General features: G+C 43.6%; 21 protein-coding genes and 2 pseudogenes. 15 read left to right on the top strand and 8 right to left on the bottom strand.

The features are described from left to right. Nucleotides 1-21 precede the first annotated feature (21 nt). The 7 genes from B3J29_RS14515 to B3J29_RS14485 form a co-directional block, all read right to left on the bottom strand. Entirely contained in the window at nt 22-945 is a 924-nt protein-coding gene (locus B3J29_RS14515) for a CysB family HTH-type transcriptional regulator (RefSeq protein WP_004784546.1), read from the bottom strand. 52 nt (nt 946-997) lie between these two features. Then, nucleotides 998-2,059, bottom strand: coding sequence for a sulfate/molybdate ABC transporter ATP-binding protein (locus B3J29_RS14510; protein WP_034171211.1), 1,062 nt, complete (start codon nt 2,057-2,059; stop codon nt 998-1,000). Nucleotides 2,060-2,070: 11 nt separating this feature from the next. Then, nucleotides 2,071-2,964, bottom strand: a complete 894-nt coding sequence (gene cysW, locus B3J29_RS14505) for a sulfate ABC transporter permease subunit CysW (RefSeq protein ID WP_034171212.1) — start codon at nt 2,962-2,964, stop codon at nt 2,071-2,073. Beyond that, nucleotides 2,961-3,794, bottom strand: coding sequence for a sulfate ABC transporter permease subunit CysT (cysT, locus tag B3J29_RS14500; RefSeq protein ID WP_004784537.1), 834 nt, complete (start codon nt 3,792-3,794; stop codon nt 2,961-2,963). The genes cysW and cysT overlap by 4 nt, the downstream gene beginning before the upstream one ends. Before the next feature lie 86 nt (nt 3,795-3,880). Continuing rightward, complete coding sequence (locus B3J29_RS14495) at nt 3,881-4,486, bottom strand: RBBP9/YdeN family alpha/beta hydrolase (protein WP_034703953.1); 606 nt, start codon at nt 4,484-4,486, stop codon at nt 3,881-3,883. A 30-nt stretch (nt 4,487-4,516) separates the two neighbouring features. Then, complete coding sequence (locus B3J29_RS14490) at nt 4,517-5,533, bottom strand: sulfate ABC transporter substrate-binding protein (protein WP_034703951.1); 1,017 nt, start codon at nt 5,531-5,533, stop codon at nt 4,517-4,519. Nucleotides 5,534-5,706: 173 nt separating this feature from the next. Further along, nucleotides 5,707-6,717 (bottom strand): sulfate ABC transporter substrate-binding protein, encoded by a 1,011-nt coding sequence (locus B3J29_RS14485; protein ID WP_034703949.1) that lies wholly within the window; start codon nt 6,715-6,717, stop codon nt 5,707-5,709. 161 nt (nt 6,718-6,878) lie between these two features. Between B3J29_RS14485 and pabC the strand changes: the two are divergent. From pabC to B3J29_RS14465, 4 genes and pseudogenes are all read left to right on the top strand, one after another. After that, nucleotides 6,879-7,628, top strand: a pseudogene (pabC, locus tag B3J29_RS14480) (aminodeoxychorismate lyase); the annotation flags it as partial. 18 nt (nt 7,629-7,646) lie between these two features. Continuing rightward, nucleotides 7,647-8,705 carry an endolytic transglycosylase MltG gene (gene mltG / locus B3J29_RS14475; protein ID WP_034703945.1) on the top strand — a complete coding sequence of 353 codons (1,059 nt, stop codon included), beginning with the start codon at nt 7,647-7,649 and terminating at the stop codon, nt 8,703-8,705. Between the two features lie 2 nt (nt 8,706-8,707). Continuing rightward, nucleotides 8,708-9,307 carry a dTMP kinase gene (gene tmk / locus B3J29_RS14470; protein WP_034703943.1) on the top strand — a complete coding sequence of 200 codons (600 nt, stop codon included), beginning with the start codon at nt 8,708-8,710 and terminating at the stop codon, nt 9,305-9,307. Between the two features lie 91 nt (nt 9,308-9,398). After that, nucleotides 9,399-9,839 carry a PaaI family thioesterase gene (locus B3J29_RS14465; RefSeq protein WP_171069926.1) on the top strand — a complete coding sequence of 147 codons (441 nt, stop codon included), beginning with the start codon at nt 9,399-9,401 and terminating at the stop codon, nt 9,837-9,839. A 112-nt stretch (nt 9,840-9,951) separates the two neighbouring features. Here the strand turns inward: B3J29_RS14465 and B3J29_RS14460 are convergent. After that, nucleotides 9,952-11,510: pseudogene (locus B3J29_RS14460) on the bottom strand (L-aspartate oxidase). 236 nt (nt 11,511-11,746) lie between these two features. On the opposite strand from B3J29_RS14460, the gene B3J29_RS14455 reads away from it, so the two are divergent. The 11 genes from B3J29_RS14455 to B3J29_RS14405 all read left to right on the top strand — a co-directional run bounded on the left by B3J29_RS14455 (nt 11,747) and on the right by B3J29_RS14405 (nt 21,109). Then, nucleotides 11,747-13,132: a Do family serine endopeptidase gene (locus B3J29_RS14455; protein WP_004784522.1), complete on the top strand. Its 1,386-nt coding sequence runs from the start codon at nt 11,747-11,749 to the stop codon at nt 13,130-13,132. A 125-nt stretch (nt 13,133-13,257) separates the two neighbouring features. Then, nucleotides 13,258-13,743 (top strand): acyl-CoA thioesterase, encoded by a 486-nt coding sequence (locus B3J29_RS14450; protein ID WP_214002035.1) that lies wholly within the window; start codon nt 13,258-13,260, stop codon nt 13,741-13,743. 259 nt (nt 13,744-14,002) lie between these two features. Continuing rightward, on the top strand, nt 14,003-15,820 hold the full coding sequence (gene lepA, locus B3J29_RS14445) for a translation elongation factor 4 (RefSeq protein ID WP_004784519.1): 1,818 nt from the start codon (nt 14,003-14,005) through the stop codon (nt 15,818-15,820). 21 nt (nt 15,821-15,841) lie between these two features. Next, nucleotides 15,842-16,669: a signal peptidase I gene (gene lepB, locus B3J29_RS14440; RefSeq protein ID WP_214002036.1), complete on the top strand. Its 828-nt coding sequence runs from the start codon at nt 15,842-15,844 to the stop codon at nt 16,667-16,669. A 24-nt stretch (nt 16,670-16,693) separates the two neighbouring features. Then, nucleotides 16,694-17,065, top strand: coding sequence for a DUF4845 domain-containing protein (locus tag B3J29_RS14435; protein WP_034171224.1), 372 nt, complete (start codon nt 16,694-16,696; stop codon nt 17,063-17,065). Continuing rightward, on the top strand, nt 17,037-17,735 hold the full coding sequence (gene rnc / locus B3J29_RS14430) for a ribonuclease III (protein ID WP_034171225.1): 699 nt from the start codon (nt 17,037-17,039) through the stop codon (nt 17,733-17,735). Before B3J29_RS14435 ends, rnc begins: the two co-directional genes overlap by 29 nt. Beyond that, the gene (gene era / locus B3J29_RS14425) at nt 17,735-18,763 is read left to right on the top strand and encodes a GTPase Era (protein ID WP_214002037.1); all 1,029 of its coding nucleotides are present in this window, start codon (nt 17,735-17,737) and stop codon (nt 18,761-18,763) included. The genes rnc and era overlap by 1 nt, the downstream gene beginning before the upstream one ends. A gap of 18 nt (nt 18,764-18,781) precedes the next feature. Beyond that, complete coding sequence (locus B3J29_RS14420; protein ID WP_034171227.1) at nt 18,782-18,979, top strand: NF038104 family lipoprotein; 198 nt, start codon at nt 18,782-18,784, stop codon at nt 18,977-18,979. Between the two features lie 11 nt (nt 18,980-18,990). Next, nucleotides 18,991-19,701 carry a DNA repair protein RecO gene (gene recO / locus B3J29_RS14415; protein WP_214002038.1) on the top strand — a complete coding sequence of 237 codons (711 nt, stop codon included), beginning with the start codon at nt 18,991-18,993 and terminating at the stop codon, nt 19,699-19,701. A 13-nt stretch (nt 19,702-19,714) separates the two neighbouring features. After that, a complete protein-coding gene (gene pdxJ / locus B3J29_RS14410) occupies nt 19,715-20,440 on the top strand; it encodes a pyridoxine 5'-phosphate synthase (RefSeq protein WP_214002039.1) in 726 nt (241 codons plus the stop codon). Nucleotides 20,441-20,455: 15 nt separating this feature from the next. After that, on the top strand, nt 20,456-21,109 hold the full coding sequence (locus tag B3J29_RS14405) for a tRNA-(ms[2]io[6]A)-hydroxylase (protein WP_286965993.1): 654 nt from the start codon (nt 20,456-20,458) through the stop codon (nt 21,107-21,109). The last annotated feature ends 269 nt before the right edge of the window (nt 21,110-21,378 follow it).

Here is a 21,378-nt window from a genome sequence, read left to right as displayed (position 1 = left end):
ATTTAGAAAGTACAACCCATATTATTCATCTGGATAAGCGACTTTTTTCAGTGCCTTGATATCTGCATCTGGTGAGCATAAAGAAATAAACTCATAACCATAACCACGTAATAAGTGACCTTTACGTACTGCAATCCAGGTAGTATTTACCCCAAAAATATCGGTTTTAATCTGTTTCAGGCGATAGTCACGTTCTGGATCATAAGCCAGATCATTGACAATGCCGACACCCATGTTGAGCTCTACATAAGTTTTAATCACATCGGCATCCAGAGCTGACATTACAATATCCACATCCACACCGGCTTCTTCAAAGGCTGAGTCGATTTTAGAACGGCCTGTAAAACCACCGTGATAAGTAATAATCGGATAGCCAGCGAGGTCTTCAATACGAACCTGTTCTTTGCTATTCAGCGGGTGATTTTGCGGCGTAATAATACTGTGCTGCCAGTTATAATAAGGCACACTCGCCAGATTTTCTTCAGTCGTCAAGGCTTCAGTCGCAATCCCGATATCTGCTTCACCCTGAAGAAGCATTTCGGTGATTTCCATTGGACTGGCTTGTTGCAAAATCAGATGAACTTTCGGAAATTCTTTTTTAAATTGGTTCACGATTGGCGGTAATACATAACGTGCCTGGGTATGTGTCGTTGCAATCGTTAATGTACCTTCATCGACCTTGTTAAAGTCATCTGCAAGACGTTTGATATTGTCTGCATCAACCAGCATACGCTCTACAATGCCGAGAAGTGCCTGACCTGGTTCAGTCAGTCCTAAAAGGCGTTTACCTTTACGGATAAATAGCTGTACACCAAGCTCATCTTCTAAATCTTTAATATGCTTACTGACACCTGACTGCGAAGTATAAAGCGCGGCTGAAGCTTCAGTTAAGTTAAAATTCTGTCTAACAGTTTCTCGAATAATTCTTAATTGTTGGAAATTCATAATTCTTTACCCTATAAGAGGATGGGGCATTTAAAAGCCCCATCTTGCAGTCTTACGCGACCTGGTTTTCAAATAAATGCAGATTTAATGCACTCAACCAAACAGTTTGATCCGGACGGAATTGATGAGCGCGAGCTTCTTCTGGTGTCAGTGAAATTTCAATCAGATTACCTTGGCGGTCATTCAGTTCCGCAACAACTTTTCCTGCAATCCAGAGTTCACGAATAAACGTGGCCTGAATCGTATTCTCTTGTGGTTGTGCATGAATACGCAGTTCATCCGGGCGAGCGAATACAATGACATTACCCTGAGCTGCCTGTTTGGCGGCATCGAACTGGATACGGTCTTCACCTAGCTGAAGTATGCCGCCATTATTCTGGCCTTCGAAACGGTTAGCTTGTCCCAGGAAGTCAAACACGAATGGTGTTTTCGGTGTTTCATACACTTCACGTGGTGAACCGATCTGTTCCACATTGCCTTTATTCATCACTACGATCTGATCAGCAACTTCTAAGGCTTCTTCCTGGTCGTGAGTGACAAAAATTGAAGTAATGTGCAGTTCATCATGCAGGGTACGTAACCAGCGGCGCAGTTCTTTACGGACTTTGGCATCTAGTGCGCCGAACGGCTCATCCAGTAACAGTACACGTGGCTCAACGGCTAGTGCACGCGCAAGTGCAATACGTTGACGCTGACCACCAGAAAGCTGAGCCGGATAACGGTCTGCCAGGAAGCCAAGTTGTACCAGATCAAGCAAACGGGTCACACGTTTTTTAATTTCTGCTTCTGATGGACGGGTTGAACGTGGGCGTACACGTAGACCAAAAGCCACGTTATCGAATACGGTCATATGACGGAATAGGGCATAGTGCTGGAATACAAAACCCACTTCACGTTCACGTACGTGGACATTGGTTGCATCCTGGCCTTCCAGAATCACCTGACCACCGTCAGCAGATTCCAGACCTGCAATAATACGCAGTAGAGTCGTTTTACCACAGCCTGAAGGACCAAGAAGGGCAACCAACTGACCATCCGGGAAATCTAGGGAAATGTTTTTCAGTGCATGGAATGCACCAAAGTGTTTTTCAATATTTTTAACTTGAATACTCATGTGGGCATTCCTTAAGAAACTGTTGAATCGTCATTACGTTTGTCTTGTTTTTCCTGGCGCAGTTCGACCCAGGTTTTCAGAACCAGAGTCACAATTGCGAGGAGAGCTAGGAGCGATGACACGGCAAACGCAGCACTAAAGGTATATTCGTTATATAGAATTTCGACATGTAGCGGCAAAGTATTGGTTTCACCACGGATATGGCCAGAAACCACTGATACTGCACCGAACTCACCCATGGCGCGGGCATTACACAGAATTACGCCGTAAATCAGACCCCATTTGATATTTGGCAGGGTCACTTTCCAGAAGGTTTGCCAGCCAGATGCACCGAGTACAATCGCAGCTTCTTCTTCTTCAGTACCTTGCGCTTCCATTAAAGGGATCAGCTCACGTGCTACAAAAGGTACAGTAATAAAGATCGTTGCCAGAACAATCGCAGGAACAGCGTAAAGGATCTTGATGTCATTATCCATCAACCAGCCACCCATCCAGCCTTGAGTACCGAAAATCAGTACCAGCATCAAACCTGCAATAACAGGTGATACCGAGAAAGGCATATCGATAATGGTGGTCAAAATTGATTTACCCGGGAAGTTAAACTTCGCCACTGACCAGGCTGCAGCTACGCCGAATACTACATTCATCGGTACCGCGATCACAGCCGTTAGCAAGGTCAGTTTGACCGCAGATAAAGTATCTGGATGAACGAGGGCTTGCGTATATACGCCAACGCCTTGTTTAAACGCTTCAACAAAGACCAGAACCAAAGGCAGAATCAGGCAGCTTAAAAAGAAGATCAGTGCAATCGCAATCAGGGTATAACGTACCCAGGTCGGCTCACGAGTCGCATCGCGGGATTGCAATTTTTCAGCCAGCGCATTGCTGTTGGTATTTAAACTCATCGTGCAGTTCTCCCGGTACGACGGCTCGCCCAAGCTTGCAATAAGTTAATCAGGAAAAGCATCACAAAGGAAATGAGCAGCATCACTACAGCAATTGTGGTCGCACCTGCATAGTCATATTCTTCCAGACGGGAAATAATCATTAATGGCGCAATTTCAGTTTCAAAGGGCTGGTTACCGGCAATGAAAATCACTGAGCCATATTCACCGACACCACGTGCAAAGGCCAAAGCAAAACCTGTGATCAGTGCTGGCAGCAGAATTGGAAAAATGACTTTGGTGACGATCTGAAAACGGTTCGCACCGAGTGCAGAAGCCGCTTCTTCCAGTTCAGTTTCTAAATCAGAAAGAACTGGCTGTACCGTACGGACCACAAAAGGAATACCGATAAAGATCAAAGCCAGGGTAATACCGATCGGAGTATAAGCCACCTTGATGCCAATTGGATCTAAATACTGACCAATCCAGCCCGTCGGTGCATATAAAGAAGTCAGAGCAATACCGGCAACTGCAGTTGGTAGGGCAAAAGGCAGATCGACCAGTGCATCGACAATACGTTTACCCGGAAAGCTATAACGCACCAGACACCATGCCAGTAACAGGCCAAAAACTACATTAATCAAAGCAGCGATAATGGCTGAACTAAAGCTTAGCTGTAATGATTTCAAGATACGTTCAGAGCTCAGGATTTCCCATAAGCCTTCCCAGCCAATGCCGAGTGATTTAATAAAAACGGCAGATAACGGGATCAGAACGATTAATGACAAATACGCTAGGGTAAAGCCTAGAGAAAGACCAAATCCTGGCAGCACTCGGGATCGCTGCGACATGATTACTCCTCAAAAGAGAGAATGCTGGTTAAAGTTAACCAGTGAAAATTAGAAAATAGAATCGCCACAAGCATAATTTGCAGGGACTAAAATGCAAATTTAAAATAATACTTGCTCTCATCAACTTTGCTGATATGGTGCATAGCCTTTTCTGAAATCAAATATTGTTCAATTTCAGGGAAAGGACCAAAACCGGAAGCAACATTGACATGGCCTACAGCTCCCAGATTAATCGGTTTGATATTCCAGGCTTTCGCCAGAACCTGGGCATCTTCAAAACTTAGCCATGGATCATTTTCACTGATCAGCAAAGTCGTTGGAGCCTGAATCTTGAGCTGCTGGAAATAGGCGCTGTAATCCGTCTGGCTATCACGGGCAAAACCATTTTCCCCAAAACGTGCCGGATTGGCAGGTGCAACCAGAACCAGATTTTTGACTTTAGTATTCAGTTCAGGATGCTGGGCCAATGATGCCACGCTGGTCAAACAGCCAAAGCTATGTGCCACAATTTGTACATCATCTGGAATGACTTGCAGAGTTTTAACAAATTCTGCGACCCATACATCCAGTACCGGATGATTCCAGTCCTTTTGCTGCACACGGGAGCAACGCATGAGCCGGTGTTGCAGGCAGGTTTGCCAGTGATTGTATTCACTGCCACCCACACCGGGAACAATAAGCGTATGAGTCATGTCGATGCTCCTGTATGAAATCAGCTTAAATTAATTTTTTGCGCTGTTAGCTTTAACGATCTGGTCAAAAACACCACCATTTTCAAAGTGGGCTTTCTGTACTTTATCCCAGCCACCAAACTCCTGATCAATAGTCACCAGTTTTAATGGCTTAAAGACTTGGCTATATTTCGCCAGTACTTTTTCATTACGTGGGCGATAGAAGTTACGTGCTGAGATTTCCTGAACCAGTGGTGAGTACAGGAAGTTTAAATAACCCTGGGCCAGGTATTTGTTACCTTTTTTATTGGCATTCTTTTCAACAATTGCCACGGGTGGCTCAGCTAGAATTGACAGGGAAGGAGTCAAAATTTCGAACTTGCCCGGTTGTTCACGCAGGGCTAAATGTGCTTCATTTTCCCAAGCCAGTAATACGTCACCGATGCCACGTTCAGCAAAAGTGGTGGTTGAACCACGCGCACCTGAATCAAGTACTTTGGTTTGTTTATAGATTTTACGAACAAATTCTTGTGCAGTTTTGTCGTTACCGCCCGGTAAGTGTTTTGCATATGCCCAAGCTGCTAAATAGTTCCAGCGTGCACCGCCTGAGGTTTTAGGATTTGGTGTGATAATCTCTACACCCGGTTTTACCAGATCACCCCAATCCTTGATGCCCTTTGGATTGCCTTTACGTACCAGGAATACAATAGTAGAAGTATATGGTGTTGAGTTTTGTGGTAATTTTTTCTGCCAGTCTGCAGGTAACAGTTTGGCTTTTTCGACCAGTACATCAATGTCAGCGGCTAATGCCAAAGTTACGACATCGGCATCCAGACCATCAATCACGGCACGCGCCTGTTTACCTGAACCACCATGTGACTGTTTAAAGTTAATGCTTTGGCCAGTACGGCTTTTCCAGTATTTACCAAATTCTTTATTGACATCTTCATAGAGTTCACGCGTCGGATCATAAGAGACATTCAGAAAGTCGCGCGCTGCAGCAGAAAACGAAGTTGCTGAAATAACAGCAGCCAGAACCCCTAGTTTTAGTTTTGTTGAAATGCTCATGTGAACCTCAAACTCTTACACGTTTTGTAACATGGGTGAAGAATAAACCTATTCTTTATGCATAAAAAATAATTAAAAATGAATTTTATATGAAAATATAAGATAAAAGATTTTATAAGTATTTGAAGCAACAATGGCCTTATTCAATAAGGCCATTGCATAGACATTTATTATTACGATTTTGTGCTATTTGCCTTTACGATCTGGTCAAAGATACCGCCATTGGCAAAGTGTTTTTTCTGTACTTTGTCCCAACCGCCAAACTCTTTATCAATGGTCACCAGCTTCAGCGATTTAAAGACATTACTGTATTGTTTTAATACTGCCGCATTACGTGGGCGGTAGAAATTCTTTGCAGCAACCGTTTGACCCGCAGGTGAGTACAGGTAGTTCAGATACGCTTTCGCCAGATTTTCATTACCATCTTTTTTGGCATTCTTTTCAACGATTGCCACTGGTGGTTCAGCCAAAATCGACAGAGAAGGGGTGATGATTTCAAACTTGCCTGGTTGCTCACGAATCGCTAGGTGCGCTTCATTTTCCCAAGCCAGTAACACGTCACCGATCCCGCGTTCCGCAAATGTTGTGGTTGAACCACGTGCACCTGAGTCGAGTACTTTAGTTTGCTTGTAGATCTGGCGAACAAAGTCTTGAGCTTTAGTATCGTTACCGCCTGGCTGATGTTTCGCCCAGGCCCACGCTGCTAAATAGTTCCAGCGCGCGCCACCAGAGGTTTTCGGATTTGGCGTAATGATTTCTACGCCCGGTTTCACCAGATCGCCCCAGTCTTTAATGCCTTTAGGGTTGCCTTTTTTCACCAAGAAAACGATGGTTGAGGTATAAGGTGTCGAGTTTTGCGGGAATTTTTTCTGCCAGTCTTTAGGTAGCAGGCCGCGTGCTGCAATCTCATCAATATCTGCAGCTAGGGCCAAAGTCACGACGTCCGCATCCAGACCATCAATGACAGCACGTGCCTGTTTACCTGAACCGCCATGTGACTGTTTGAAGTTAACATCCTGACCAGTAGATTTTTTCCAGTAAGCACTGAATTCTTTATTAAAGTTATCGTACAATTCGCGAGTTGGATCATAAGACACGTTCAGGAAGTCTTTTGCAGATACGCTAAAAGCGGTTGCTGAAATAAGTGCTGCCAATACCCCAATTTTTAATTTACGGATGTTCATATTTGCCTCAAATGTTTCTTTGTTTTGTTGGATGGGGCAAGAATAGCTGGAGATTTTTTGCAGAAAAAATAATTAAAAACGAATTTTATGTGAGTAAAACAGATATATAGACAGAGCTTATATTTCATCGCTCTATCCGTCACCCAAGAGGCCTTAAAAGCATGTTGTATTTAAAAAATGCTCAACTCGTTAAAGATATAGATGTGCTGGATCGTGCCTTTCATTATGGTGATGGCTGCTTTACTACCGCCCGCATACGTCGAAACCAGATCGAGTTAGCAGACCGTCATTTAGCACGTTTAAGGATGAGCCAGCAAAAATTAAGTTTGCAGGCTGATCTGGACCTGATTGAAAAAAGTTTGCAAGCGTTATTGAAATCAGAAGCTGAACTGAACGGAACCTTAAAGATTGTACTGAGTCGTGGTATAGGACAGCGTGGTTATAGCCTGCCAGACCATCCGGCAGATCTTTGGGTGTTCTATTATCCGAAAACTGTACAGGACTTCAGTTATGAGCAGATTCAGGCGGGTGTATTGCAACAGGCCATTGGTCTCAGTATGCCGAATCTGGTGGGGCTGAAAACCTTAAACCGTCTGGAACAGGTTTTGCTTAAACAGGAAGCGGATCAGCATGGCTGGCCGGAAGCACTGGTCACGGATGTGCAGGGTACAATTGTTGAAGGGGTGAGCAGTAATTGCTTCATTCGTATAAACAATACATGGATTACACCAGAACTTCGTTATAATGGCGTCTTCGGTGTGATGCGTGCAGAAATTTTGCAACGTATGCAGGATCAGGGCATTATCTGTCAGCAGCGTGATGTGGAAATGGATGAAATTCCCCATATCGACAGCTTGTTTTTCTGCAATGCGCTCAGTCCGATGAAAATTGCCACTCAATTTGAGCAGCGTNNCAGATGCCTTATTAATATGTCAGCTTCCAAGTCTAAAACCAAAAAGAAAAATAATGCCAAACGCCCTGGTTTCATGAAGGGGATAGCTCTATTTCTAATCGGGATACTCCTGGTTCTAGGGCTGATCCTGAAAGCCAGCCTATGGAAAGATTATCCTGTAGAAGGTCAAAAACAGTTACTGGCAATTAGTAATGGTGAAACCTATTCTGGATTTATTGATCGGCTGGCCAAAGAAAATCATGTCAGCTTTCCGGTTATTTTAAAGCTGTATCAGCGCATCATGATTCATGACACCATGAAGGCGGGTGTCTATGAAATTCCTCAAGGTATGAGTATTCGTGCAGTACTGGACATGATTTCCAATGCAGAAAATGCTCAGATGAACCGGATTCTGGTGATTGAGGGCACGACCTTTAAACAGCTGATTGATGCCTTAAAGAAAGATGATCTGGTGACTAAAGAAGTGGTGAATTTGCCAACCGATCAATTGCTCAAAGAACTCAATATTCCATTTAATCATCCTGAAGGTCTATTTGCTCCAGATACCTATTTCTTTGCCAAAGGTGAAACGGATCGCAAGATTCTGACCGATCTTTATCAGCGCCAGATGAAGTCTCTGGATCGGGCTTGGGAAAAACGTGCTTCAGATCTGCCATATCAGAATAAATACGAAGCGCTAATCATGGCATCGATCATTGAAAAAGAAACCAGTCTGGATAGCGAGTTACAACAGGTATCTGGTGTATTTGTGCGCCGTTTGAAAATCGGCATGCGTCTACAGACAGATCCAACTGTTATTTATGGTATGGGTGAGAATTACAAAGGTAATATCACCCGTCAGGATCTACGCACTCCAACACCCTATAACACCTATACCATGGCTGGCTTACCACCGACACCGATTGCCTTGCCAAGCAAGAAAGCCATTGAAGCAGCGATGCATCCGGACAATTCACAAAATATTTATTTTGTTGCAACGGGTAATGGTGGGCATAAATTCAGCAGTAGTCTGCAAGACCACAATAGAGCAGTGCAAGAATATCTCTCTGTTTTACGTTCAAAAAATAAGGAATGAGCATGTTTATCAGCTTTGAAGGCACTGAGGGTGTAGGGAAAACCACACTCATTCGTCGTATCTATGATGATTTTATTGCTCAAGGTAAAGAGGTCGTGCTGACCCGCGAGCCGGGCGGTACACCGATGGCAGAACAGATTCGTTCGCTATTGTTGGCCGTAAACCACGAAGAAGCGATGTGCCATGATACAGAGTTATTGCTGATGTATGCGGCACGTGCCCAGCATCTGACACAAGTGATTCTACCCGCTTTAAATACTGGAAAAATTGTCTTATGTGATCGCTTCAGTGATGCCAGTTTTGCCTATCAATGTGCAGGGCGTGGACTCAGTGAAGACAAGTTGAATCTGTTGAATCAAAATTTCGTGGAACGTATGCCGGATATTACGTTCTGGCTGGATGCACCGATTGAACTGGGTATGAATCGTGCCCGTGCCCGAGGTGCTCTGGATCGGTTTGAGCAAGAGAAAGTTACTTTCTTTGAGAAAGTTCGCGCCGGATATGCCACGCTATGCCAGCGTCATCCAGAGCGGATTAAATGTCTGGATGCGACTCAAACACCGGATCAGGTGTTTGAACAGGCGCTGTCTTATTTAAAATAATTTTATTCTAAAGACATTTTTGGCATACTTTTCTCTAGTTAATTCAAGGAAGAATCTTCTATATTGGAAGAAATCAGGAAGATAAAACATGATGAAAAGTACAAGAGAAGAAATCATCCAGTTTTTACAGCGGGAATTTCCACAGAGCCTAGAAAAGTGCCAGATCGAAGCTGTAGTGCCTCAGGGTGCAACCTTATTGTATCGAGTTAGTGAGCAGGAATTACGTCCCGGCGGCACAGTGTCTGGCCCCACCATGATGACCTTAGCTGATCTGGCTTTATATATTGCGATCCTCGGTGAGATTGGACTGGTTGGCCTGGCAGTGACTACGAACTTAAATATCAATTTTCTGCGTAAACCTTCGGGTGGTGTTGATCTGCGAGGGGAAAGTAAATTGATGAAAGTGGGGAAGGCGCTCATTGTGGGAGAAGTCTGGATTTATTCGGTTGATCAGGAAGAGCCGGTTGCCCATGTGACAGCGACCTATTCGGTTCCACCACGTAAAGAACACGTGCATTCCTTAAAATGCTGATTAATTCTTACAAATCATAGGCTTTATTTAAATCCTGATTATTCTAAAAACTTAAAAAATCAGAGCCAAAGAAAAGGCAGATAACATTTAAAAATATTATCTGCCTATATCTTTAAGCATTCACCAAAGGAGTTTCTACTTCAAAACTTGGTGGAATCAGTACAGTTTTACGTAGTTCAGGCAGCAATTCTGGATAATCCAGGGTGAAATGCAGGCCACGAGATTCTTTACGTTGCATGGCACAACGCACAATCATCTCTGAAACTAACACCAGATTACGTAGCTCAATCAAGTTTTTGCTCACCTGATAATCCTGATAGTATTCGGTAATTTCTTTCTTTAACATCTCAATCCGGTGCAGGGCACGTTCCAGACGTTTAGTCGTGCGGACGATACCCACATAGTTCCACATGGTCTGACGCAGCTCGTCCCAGTTTTGCAGAATAACCACATCTTCATCAGGATTGGTCACCTGAGAATCATCCCATTCTGGTACCTCAGGGATAGCTTGATCTGCCTTGAAATTTTCCTGAATATGTTTGGCAGCACTCATGCCATATACAAAACATTCTAAAAGTGAGTTACTGGCCATACGGTTAGCGCCATGTAAGCCGGTATAGGACGTTTCACCAATGGCATAGAGTCCGGCAATATCGGTCTGGCTATTTTCATCTACAACTACACCGCCACAGGTATAATGCGCAGCAGGAACCACAGGAATCATTTCCTTGGTGATGTCGATGCCAAGNNCCAGACATGACGAATGCCCAGACGTTTAATCTCATAGTCAATTGCGCGTGCCACAATATCACGTGGTGCCAGTTCAGCACGCTCATCAAAACGCAGCATAAAGCGCTCACCATCAGGAAGGCGTAAATAGGCGCCTTCACCGCGCATAGCTTCGGTGATCAGGAATGAACGCGCTTGCGGATGATATAAACAGGTTGGATGGAACTGGTTGAATTCCATATTGGCAACCCGGCAACCGGCACGATAGGCCATCGCAATCCCATCACCAGTCGCGATATCCGGATTGGAAGTATAAAGATAAGCTTTCATCGCACCGCCACAAGCCAGGGCAGTAAATGGTGCTAAGAAAGTATGAACTTGTGCACTTGCTTCATTGAGTGCATATAAACCTAAGGCGCGATTTTCACCATCTAGGCCCAGTTTTTGTGAACAGATCAGGTCGATCGCAATGTAATTTTCAAAGATGGTAATATTTTCTTTTTCCTGAGCACGCTGTACCAACGTGGTAGAAATGGCACGCCCAGTCGCATCAGCCGCATGAATGATTCGGCGCTGTGAATGGCCGCCTTCACGGGTCAAATGTAATTGTTCCTGCTCATCCAGAGTAAATTGGACGCCGTGTTTCAGCAGAAAATCCACCGAAGGCTTACCACCTTCAACCGTCTGCTTCACCGCATCCATTTCACACAGATGTACACCTGCAATCATGGTGTCATCAATATGCTGTTCAATCGAGTCTGTCTCATCCAGTACGGCTGCAACACCGCCTTGAGCATAATAGGTACTGGCATCGGTCAGGGTAGATTTAGCAAGAACTGCAATATTAAAATGTTCAGGCAAAGAAAGTGCTAGACTTAGGCCGGCACCACCACTGCCCACAATGATCACGTCAAAATGATGGGTAAGGGGAAAATTAGACATGTCCATCAGCTAATTGAAAAAAGTCCGGTAATCAGAGCGCTTTTTTGTACAAAAGGCAAGCGTTTAAGTGCTCATTTATTGATGAAAAAAATTAATAAAAGCTTTAACTTAATGCTTTAGAAAAATTAAAGGTTGCCAACATTCAAGCTTTCGAACATATTGTTACTTAAAATATATGAAGTTTGTGATAAAACCTATTTACATAAATTTATCAACAATTTGGGTGAATAATTTATATGAAAATTCTGGATTTAAAAAAAGGATTATTTGCAGCGACCGTTACTATGAGTGCTGCTCAGTTACAGGCAGTAACACCCGTCGATTTTTCTAACCTGGTTGATCAGGTCAGTCCGGCAGTTGTCAGTGTGAGTGTTGTCAAGAAAATGAGCGAAGAAGAGCTCTTGCAACAACAGGTTCCTGAAATTTTACGCCGTTTCTTTGGTAATCAGGTGATTATTCCACAGCCACGCGTACCGCAGGAAAAAACCGGATATGGGAGTGCCTTCTTCATTAGTAAGGATGGCTATCTGCTGACCAACCACCACGTAGTTGAAGATGCGTCTAAAGTGACAATTACCTTGAATGATCGTCGGGAAATTGATGCAACAGTCGTGGGAAGCGACGAGCGTACTGACGTCGCTTTGTTGAAAGTCAATGGTTCAGGTTTCCCGGAACTGCGTACTGGTGATGTCGATAAATTACGTGTAGGTGAACCAGTATTAGCGATCGGTTCACCTTTTGGTTTTGACTACTCCGCTTCTGCCGGCATTGTCAGTGCCAAGATGCGTAACATGATGGGCGAAACAGCCGTACCATTTATTCAGACTGACGTTGCCCTCAACCCGGGAAACTCGGGTGGACCGCTATTTAACCAGCGCGGTGAAGTGGTTGGGGTGAACTCACGAATCTTCAGTGGTACTGGTGGTTATATGGGGCTGTCATTTTCGATTCCCATTGATGTCGCTATGGAAGTTGCTGACCAGCTGAAACGCGATGGTAAGGTGACCCGTTCTTATTTGGGTGTAAGCCTGCAAGATATCGACCGTACTTTGGCTGAATCTTATAAATTATCTAAGCCAGAAGGTTCTTTAATTACCCAGGTGGCACCAAACTCGCCAGCAGCTAAAGCGGGTCTGCAAGCCGGTGACGTGATTTTAAAATACAACGGTACTGATATTTCACGCACTAGCCAGTTGCTGAACTATTTGAACCGTTCTGCGCCTAAACAGCAGATCCAGTTAGAAATATTACGTGATGATAAACGTCGTAATATCAATGCAACACTCACGACTGCGCCAGATGAAACGCCAGCCAAAGCAGGCAACCAGGCTCAGCCAAATAAAGGGCCGGTATTAGGCGTTACTATTCGTGAATTAAGCCCGGCTGAAAAAGAACGTTTAGAGATTAAGGGTGGTGTAGTCATTCAGGACGTCCGTAGAGACGGGATCGCAGCTCAGGCACGGATCATGCCAAATGATGTTGTGACTCAAATCAATGGTAAAGCGATATTGAACAGTAACCAGTTTGTGGAAGCGGTGGCAGACCTGAAAAAAGGTAGTGTTGCCCGTGTCGGTCTGATTCGTCAGGGTCAACGTGCCATTGTCGGGATGCGCATTTCATAAAATAAATGAATCTTCAATAAAAGACCGCTTGTATGGGCGGTTTTTTTATTTTTCGCAATTTACCCGAGCCATAATTTCTGTAGACTCTGTATATGGAAAAAATTGCGATAAAGGATTAGAGAAAAGTGAACGGTATTTTTGACCAAGTTTTAAAGGTACAACCTGAACATATCGACCGTTTAGGACATGTGAATAACGTCATTTATGTGCAGTGGATGCAGGATGTGGCCTCGGTCCATATCGAGCAATTAGGACTCGGTTTAAATGAGTATCTACAACTTAAACATGCCATGGTTGCAGTTGAACATCATGTCCAGTATCGCAAGGCGGCATTTGAAGGGGATGAGCTGATTCTACGAACCTGGTTAAGTGATCTGAATGCCTTATATTCATTCAGACAGTATGCTTTTTATCGTCCACAGGATCAGAATGTCCTATTTACTGGTAGCACGCAGTGGGCCTGTATCGAAATTGCGTCGGGTCGCCCGAAGCGTATGTCGCCAAGTTTTACCCAAGCTTATCAGCCCCTCTCAGACAGTATTAACCCTTATGATTTTTCTACTTTATTTTTGAGTGAAGAAGCAAAGGCAATAAGAGAAGAATCAATCTAATAAGGTGATGATATCGAGATTGAATAGAGGGGAGCTACCAAATAGGAAGCAACCCATTTAACAAGCTGTTTCTAAGAAAAAAGCTGAGGAAAAGAAAAATAAGAAGAAACTGGTCATGTGCTTAAGACAGCTAAGAGAGAAGAAAGATAATTCTTTTTCTGTATCTCCATTCTGCTATAATCCTCGGCAATTTCTATTCGGCTTTTGTTATGCAATGACTTTTTAAATTGCATGGCGCGTTTTTTTCTCAAGGTAGCCCATGGCGCAAGCTAAAAAATCTGTTGATATTAAAAACATTCGTAACTTCTCGATTATTGCGCATATTGACCACGGTAAATCGACTCTGGCAGACCGTTTTATTCAAACTTGTGGTGGTTTACAGGATCGTGAAATGCAGGCTCAAGTTCTTGATTCTATGGAACTTGAACGCGAACGTGGGATTACCATCAAAGCGGCTTCGGTCACCTTGTACTATACCCATCCAAATGGTCAAGAGTATCAGTTGAACTTCATTGATACCCCGGGACACGTGGATTTCTCTTATGAAGTTTCACGTTCTTTAGCGGCCTGTGAAGGTGCACTTCTCGTTGTGGATGCAGCGCAAGGGGTAGAAGCGCAGTCTGTAGCAAACTGCTATACCGCGATTGAGCAGGGTCTGGAAGTTTTACCAGTACTGAACAAGATTGACTTGCCACAGGCTGAACCCGAACGTGTAATTCAGGAAATTGAAGATATTATCGGGATTGAAGCGACTGAAGCACCGACCTGTTCAGCAAAAACTGGCCTAGGTATTGAAGGTGTACTTGAAACGCTGGTGAATGTCATTCCTGCACCAACAGGTGAACGTGATGCACCGCTGCAAGCGTTGATTATTGACTCATGGTTCGATAACTACTTGGGCGTGGTATCTCTAGTTCGTGTGAAACAGGGGCGTGTTCGCAAAGGCGACAAGATGCTGGTGAAATCGACGGGTCAGACACATATCATCACTTCAGTCGGTATTTTCAATCCGAAGCATACTGAAACCGATATTCTTGAAGCGGGTGAAGTTGGTTTCGTAATTGCCGGTATTAAAGACATTTTTGGTGCACCAGTGGGTGATACCATTACACTGGCAACTACTCCAGAAGTTCCAACATTACCTGGTTTCAAAAAAGTAAAACCACAGGTCTATGCGGGCCTGTTCCCAATCGATTCCAGTGATTTTGAACCTTTCCGTGAAGCATTGCATAAACTGCAAATCAATGACTCTGCGCTGTTCTTCGAACCAGAAAGTTCTGATGCTCTAGGCTTCGGTTTCCGCTGTGGCTTCTTGGGTATGCTGCACATGGAGATCGTACAGGAGCGTCTAGAACGTGAATACGATCTGGATTTGATCTCTTCAGCACCAACGGTAATTTATGAAGCAGTGATGAAAAATGGCAATACCATTTACATCGATAGCCCGTCAAAAATGCCAGATGGCTCAACTGTTGAAGACCTGCGTGAACCAATTGCAGAGTGTCATATCCTCGTGCCACAGGAATACCTGGGTAATGTCATGACCCTATGTATTGAGCGCCGTGGTGTACAGAAAGACATGAAGTTCATGGCGAATCAGGTATCCGTTACTTTTGAAATTCCAATGGCCGAAGTGGTGATGGATTTCTTTGATAAATTGAAATCTTGTTCACGTGGTTTTGCGTCACTAGATTACAACTTTGTGCGTTTTGAAAGTTCATCACTGGTGAAAGTGGATGTCCTGATCAATGGTGAAAAAGTCGATGCTTTAGCAATGATTTGCCATCGCCAGGATGCACGTCACCGTGGGATTGCACTGGTTGAAAAAATGAAAGACCTGATTCCTCGTCAGATGTTTGATGTGGCAATTCAGGCGGCTATTGGTGCGCAAATTATTGCCCGTTCTACTGTAAAAGCAATGCGTAAAAACGTATTGGCAAAATGTTATGGTGGTGACGTATCACGTAAGAAGAAACTTCTTGCAAAACAGAAAGAAGGTAAGAAACGTATGAAACAGGTGGGTAGCGTTGAAATTCCACAAGAAGCGTTCTTAGCTGTACTGAAAGTCGAACGCTAATACTATAAGGATAATAAGCCCATGGATTTTGATTTTAATTTGATTCTTGTTCCTGCGACCTTATTTTTCGTCGCGGTCTGGTTGCTGGATAAGTTTGTTCTGAAACAACGACAGACCAAAGGCAAGGGCAATGAAAACTTCATTATTACCTGGGCTTATGATTTCTGGCCGGTTTTGGCGGTCGTTTTAGTATTGCGTTCTTTCCTGTACGAACCTTTCAATATTCCATCAGACTCCATGGTTCCAACCCTGGAAACCGGTGATTTTATCCTGGTCAATAAATTTGACTATGGTGTGAAATTACCAATTGTAAATACAAAAATTCTGGATACAGGTAGCCCGGAACGTGGTGATGTCGTGGTCTTCCGCTATCCGCCACAACCAACGATTAGCTATATCAAACGTGTAATTGGTTTGCCAGGTGATCATATTATTTATGATCACGGCCAGTTAACCATTAATGGTGAGAAAGTAGCAAAAGTTCCAGTAGAATTCAGCCGTGAAAAAGATCGCCTGGATACGCCAAATTCGATTTATCATAAAGAAACCATTGGCGAACATACTTTCACTATGCGTGAACTGGAAGGAGTAAATGTAGCTCGTCAGGCTCCATTCCTTAACTATATAGAAAATGGTAAGTTTTCAGCTGAAAATGGTTTATATTGGGAAGTGAAAGTTCCAGAAGGCCATTACTTTGCGATGGGGGATAATCGCGATCAAAGTGCTGACAGTCGTTTCTGGGGCTTTGTTCCGGAAGAAAACTTAACAGGTCGCGCATTCTATATCTGGATGCATAAAGAACCTGGCTTTAAACTGCCATCGTTTAGTCGAAACGGAATAATCGATTAATTATTTCAGTCAGGAAAATAAAAAATGAAACATCAACAAGGTGCTTCGTATATTGGAATTTTATTTGCAATCGTGGGGTTTGCTTTTCTTGCCAAAGTGGCGATTGCAGTTTGGGGGCCATACTTTGATGATCGTATGGTGGACAATCAGATTGAGGAACTTTTAAAGAGTTCTCCGGCAAATATTGCGCCAGAAAAATTTCGTCAGCAGATGGGTCAGCGTTTAGAAATGAACAATATTCGCGATCTGAAATTTGATGAAATTGCCAAGGTAACCAACACTGATGGTTTACAGGTGCACAAGAATTATGAAATTCGCAAGAATTTCATAATGAATATCGATTTAGTGATGAAGTTTGAGAAAGATTTTGATCAAAGCACAGTCAAAACTAAATGATGAGCGTCTTGCCAAACGGATCGGTTATCAGTTTAAACAAACTGATCTGTTAAAACTGGCATTGACCCATCGTTCAGTCAGTCATAAACACAACTATGAACGCCTAGAATTTCTAGGCGATTCTCTTTTAGGGATGATCATAGCCAATTATCTCTTTACTGCTTACCCGCAGGAAAACGAGGGCCGTCTGACGCGTATGCGTGCGACTCTTGTCCGACAGGAAGCGTTAGGGAAAATTGCTAATGATCTAAAATTGAGTCAGAACCTGATTCTCAGTACGGGTGAGCTGAAATCGGGTGGTCATCATCGTGAGTCTATACTTGCGGATACGGTCGAAGCCATTATTGGTGCGATCTATGTGGATTGCGGTGATCTCACTGTACTACAGGCGATTGTGCTAAAATGGTACGAACCGTATTTAGACAATATAGAACCAACTGACCAGCTGAAAGACCCTAAATCACGCCTACAGGAATATTTACAAGCACGTAAAAAACCTCTCCCAGTTTACGAGGTTGTAGATATTCAGGGTGATGCCCCGAACCAGCATTTCAAAGTGGAATGTCAGGTAGAAGGCTTACCGGTCATGGCCGGTGAAGGTTCAAGCCGACGATTCGCTGAACAGGCGGTTGCGGCAGATATTTTAAAACATTTGGAGCATAAGTCTTAATGACTACTCATTCCGATCACATTGATGCTGATCACGAGTCGCAAAGCGACAGCAATGACTTGATTAGTCAATTTTTTAGTGCACAGGGTACTGAAATTCCTTCTGATTATCGTAGCGGTTTCGTGGCGATTGTGGGACGTCCAAACGTAGGTAAATCGACCTTGATGAACCACTTACTGGGCCAGAAACTTTCGATTACTTCACGTAAGCCACAAACCACACGTCATAAAATCGTAGGGATTGATTCACGTGAAAAATCTCAGGCAGTATTTGTTGATACACCGGGGATGCATAAGAAAGAAGTGCGTGCCATCAATAAAATGATGAACCGAGCTGCGCACTCTGCACTGCGTGACGTGAACCTGGTACTGTTTGTAGTTGACGCACAGAAATGGACCCAGAACGACGAGCTTGTTCTGGAGAAATTAAAAAATGCGGATATGCCAGTAATTCTGGTGATTAACAAGCTGGACACGTTTGAGAACAAGAATGAGGCCTTACCGCTGATTCGTGAACGTGCCAAACTGATGAACTTTGCTGAAATCGTACCGGTATCTGCACTTCGTGGTGCAAATCTCGAACACTTACGCGATACGATTGCCAAGTACCTGCCATTCCAGCCACCGTTGTATTCACTGGATCAGCTTACCGATCGTTCAGAGCGTTTCCTGGCCTCTGAAATTATTCGTGAAAAGATCATGCGTCAGTTAGGCGAAGAGCTGCCATACGATTTAACTGTTCAGATCGAGTCTTTCAAAACTGAAGAGCCGACCCTGAACGAAAAAACAGGTCATATGAAGCCGGCATGTACTTATATTGATGCCACCATTTTCGTTGATCGTGCTGGCCAAAAAGCCATTGTGATTGGTGAAAAAGGCTCCAAGCTGAAAAAAATCGGTATGGATGCACGTGTCGATATGGAAAAGATGTTCGAACAGAAAATCATGCTAACGCTTTGGGTGAAAGTCAAAGGCGGCTGGTCTGATGATGAGCGAGCCCTGAAAAGTCTAGGTTATAGCGACATTTAAATTGGATAGGAAAGGATCATGATGAAATTTCTGGCAGTTATTGCATGTGTTTTATTTTTGCAGGGCTGTATTCATAAAGTAGTGACCGTTCCTGCCAAAGTTGCCTATAAAACCACAAAGTACGCGGTCAAAGGGACCGCGGCTGTTGTGGGTGCCGCCATTCCCGATGGGGATGACGAAGAAGACGAGAAAAAATCAAAAAAGAATAAAGACTAAAGAAGCAGCCTATGCGTAATGAAGTGCTGCATGGATACTTGATTCATCATCGTAAATATCGCGATCGCAGTCATATTGTGCATTTATTTACCCAGGAATATGGCCGTATTGACGGGATACTGAGACAAAATCCTCCACCACAATATCAACCCATCAGCTTGCTAGCCTCTGGCAAATCTGAACTCAAAAACTTCACCAAATTAGAAATTGTTAATCAGCCGATATTTTTTTTTGGCGATGCCTTCTTTTCTGGCTTTTATCTAAATGAAATCCTGTTGCGTTTATGTCCGCTTGAAGTGCAAATGCCGCTGACCTTTGCCAAATATGGCGAAACGTTGAATGCCTTGCAAAAACTCCCCGATCAGGAAAAACCCAATACTTATTTAAAACAGGTTCTGCGTCAGTTTGAACATATCTTATTAGAAGAACTGGGCTATGAACTGGATTTTTCGGTCGATGCCAATCAGGTACCAATCAATCCCTTGCAACATTACTATTTTCAGTTGAATGAAGGTTTTATGCCTTCGGCCAAGGCCTTGCGCTCAACCATGTCGGGCCAGCAGATTTTAACAATGCAGCACTATGAAAATGGTAGGGATTTTAATCCAGAACAGTTACAATTACTGACGAAGCTATATCGACAGGTGATCACTGCTTTGCTGGGTGACCGACCACTGAAAAGTCGACAATTGTGGATCCAAAATTCTCAATCTCAATCGTAGTTAGGAAAATATTATGGCTGCATTACTTGGTGTCAATATTGACCATGTCGCAACTTTAAGACAAGCACGTGGTACAACGTACCCAGACCCAGTCAATGCTGCATTGATCTGTGAGCAAGCCGGTGCAGAGGGAATTACCCTGCATTTGCGCGAAGACCGTCGCCATATTCAGGATGATGATGTACGTCGTATGCGTCCGGTATTGACCACGCATATGAATCTGGAAATGGCAGTCACGGATGAAATGGTGGCTTTTGCTAAAGAAATTCAGCCGCATCATGTCTGCTTTGTACCGGAAAAACGTCAGGAAGTGACGACTGAGGGTGGTCTGGATGTGGTTGGCCATTTTGAAGATGTAAAGAAGGCTACTCAGGAACTGACTGCGATTGGTTGTGATGTGTCGCTATTTATTGATGCTGACTTTGCCCAGATTGATGCAGTAGTGGCTTGTGGTGCACCTACAATTGAGCTTCATACAGGTGCTTATGCCGATGCAGCAACACCTGAAGCACAGCAGGTTGAATTGGAGCGCATTATCAAAGGGGCAGAGTATGCGGCTTCTAAAGGTCTGGTGGTCAATGCAGGTCACGGTCTGAACCTGGATAATGTCACTCCAATTGCTGCAATTCCTCAAATTCATGAATTAAATATTGGTCACTCGATTATTGCAGATGCAGTTTTTGTTGGTCTAGCGCAAGCGGTTCAACAAATGAAGGCTGTAATTAAAGCTGCGCGTTAAGATTGCAAGAAACATATGTCAAATATTGATTATGAAGAACTGATGAAGCCTGTCATTGGCTTCCTGGGTTGTGAAACACCAAAAGCCTGGCTCGATGAGGCATTACAGAATCTGGAGATCCTGATGCAGGATCATGCTAACTGTGAGAAGAAAGCAGCCAGTACAGCAATGAACCTGATGTTCCGCTATAGCTTCTTTGTAGATTTGCAGGTGAAACTGGCGCAACTGGTACGTGAAGAAATGCTGCACTATGAACAGGTGCTGGAATTCATGAATAAGCGTGGCCAGCAATGGATTGGTCTCAGTGCAGGGCGTTATGCGAGTGGTTTGCGTAAGGAAATCCGGACCTATGAACCAGAAGCATTAATTGATGTGCTGGTGATTGGTGCTTTTGTAGAAGCACGCTCTTGTGAGCGTTTCTATGCGCTTGCTCCGCTGGTGGATGACGAGTTAGAACGCTATTACCGTTACTTGCTCAAATCTGAATCTCGCCATTTTGAGGACTACTTGGCCTTAGCTTTGGATGTGGCTAAAACTGCAAAACTGAAAAATCCGCAAGAAGATATTCAAAGCCGAATTGAGCATATCCGGGAAGTAGAAAAGAATCTGATTCTCAGTCCAGATGAAATGTTCCGTTTCCATAGTGGTGTGCCAACAAAAGCAGCTTAAGAAGCTACTTTATTAAGACATCAAAGAAGATCCTCCAAATCGGGGGATTTTTTTATAACTATAAAGAATCTGTAGCTAACTTATTTATTAAAAGAATTTAAAATAGCCTAAGCGATATAAAATTTAATCTGATGTTTCTTACAGTAAGAGTGGAGAAATTAACATCATGCAAGATAGTAAACGTTGTTATCAACTAAAAATAAGTATGTATAAACACATTTGATTAAATGAAAATATAGTCCAATCTAACTAGGGCGTGTCCTCATTTG

The organism is Acinetobacter sp. UBA5984 (assembly GCF_002429925.1).
GTDB lineage: Bacteria > Pseudomonadota > Gammaproteobacteria > Pseudomonadales > Moraxellaceae > Acinetobacter > Acinetobacter variabilis.
The sequence above is the reverse complement of the archived record's forward strand: the minus strand, read 5'-3'. Positions and strand labels throughout refer to the sequence as shown.

Excerpts from the sequence above, each read along its gene's own strand:
- B3J29_RS14515 (WP_004784546.1), bottom strand. The coding sequence starts at position 945 with ATGAATTTCCAACAATTAAGAATTATTCGAGAAACTGTTAGACAGAAT.
- B3J29_RS14510 (WP_034171211.1), bottom strand. The coding sequence starts at position 2,059 with ATGAGTATTCAAGTTAAAAATATTGAAAAACACTTTGGTGCATTCCAT.
- cysW (WP_034171212.1), bottom strand. The coding sequence starts at position 2,964 with ATGAGTTTAAATACCAACAGCAATGCGCTGGCTGAAAAATTGCAATCC.
- cysT (WP_004784537.1), bottom strand. The coding sequence starts at position 3,794 with ATGTCGCAGCGATCCCGAGTGCTGCCAGGATTTGGTCTTTCTCTAGGC.
- B3J29_RS14495 (WP_034703953.1), bottom strand. The coding sequence starts at position 4,486 with ATGACTCATACGCTTATTGTTCCCGGTGTGGGTGGCAGTGAATACAAT.
- B3J29_RS14490 (WP_034703951.1), bottom strand. The coding sequence starts at position 5,533 with ATGAGCATTTCAACAAAACTAAAACTAGGGGTTCTGGCTGCTGTTATT.
- B3J29_RS14485 (WP_034703949.1), bottom strand. The coding sequence starts at position 6,717 with ATGAACATCCGTAAATTAAAAATTGGGGTATTGGCAGCACTTATTTCA.
- mltG (WP_034703945.1), top strand. The coding sequence starts at position 7,647 with ATGTCAGCTTCCAAGTCTAAAACCAAAAAGAAAAATAATGCCAAACGC.
- tmk (WP_034703943.1), top strand. The coding sequence starts at position 8,708 with ATGTTTATCAGCTTTGAAGGCACTGAGGGTGTAGGGAAAACCACACTC.
- B3J29_RS14465 (WP_171069926.1), top strand. The coding sequence starts at position 9,399 with ATGAAAAGTACAAGAGAAGAAATCATCCAGTTTTTACAGCGGGAATTT.
- B3J29_RS14455 (WP_004784522.1), top strand. The coding sequence starts at position 11,747 with ATGAAAATTCTGGATTTAAAAAAAGGATTATTTGCAGCGACCGTTACT.
- lepA (WP_004784519.1), top strand. The coding sequence starts at position 14,003 with ATGGCGCAAGCTAAAAAATCTGTTGATATTAAAAACATTCGTAACTTC.
- lepB (WP_214002036.1), top strand. The coding sequence starts at position 15,842 with ATGGATTTTGATTTTAATTTGATTCTTGTTCCTGCGACCTTATTTTTC.
- B3J29_RS14435 (WP_034171224.1), top strand. The coding sequence starts at position 16,694 with ATGAAACATCAACAAGGTGCTTCGTATATTGGAATTTTATTTGCAATC.
- era (WP_214002037.1), top strand. The coding sequence starts at position 17,735 with ATGACTACTCATTCCGATCACATTGATGCTGATCACGAGTCGCAAAGC.
- B3J29_RS14420 (WP_034171227.1), top strand. The coding sequence starts at position 18,782 with ATGATGAAATTTCTGGCAGTTATTGCATGTGTTTTATTTTTGCAGGGC.
- recO (WP_214002038.1), top strand. The coding sequence starts at position 18,991 with ATGCGTAATGAAGTGCTGCATGGATACTTGATTCATCATCGTAAATAT.
- pdxJ (WP_214002039.1), top strand. The coding sequence starts at position 19,715 with ATGGCTGCATTACTTGGTGTCAATATTGACCATGTCGCAACTTTAAGA.
- B3J29_RS14405 (WP_286965993.1), top strand. The coding sequence starts at position 20,456 with ATGTCAAATATTGATTATGAAGAACTGATGAAGCCTGTCATTGGCTTC.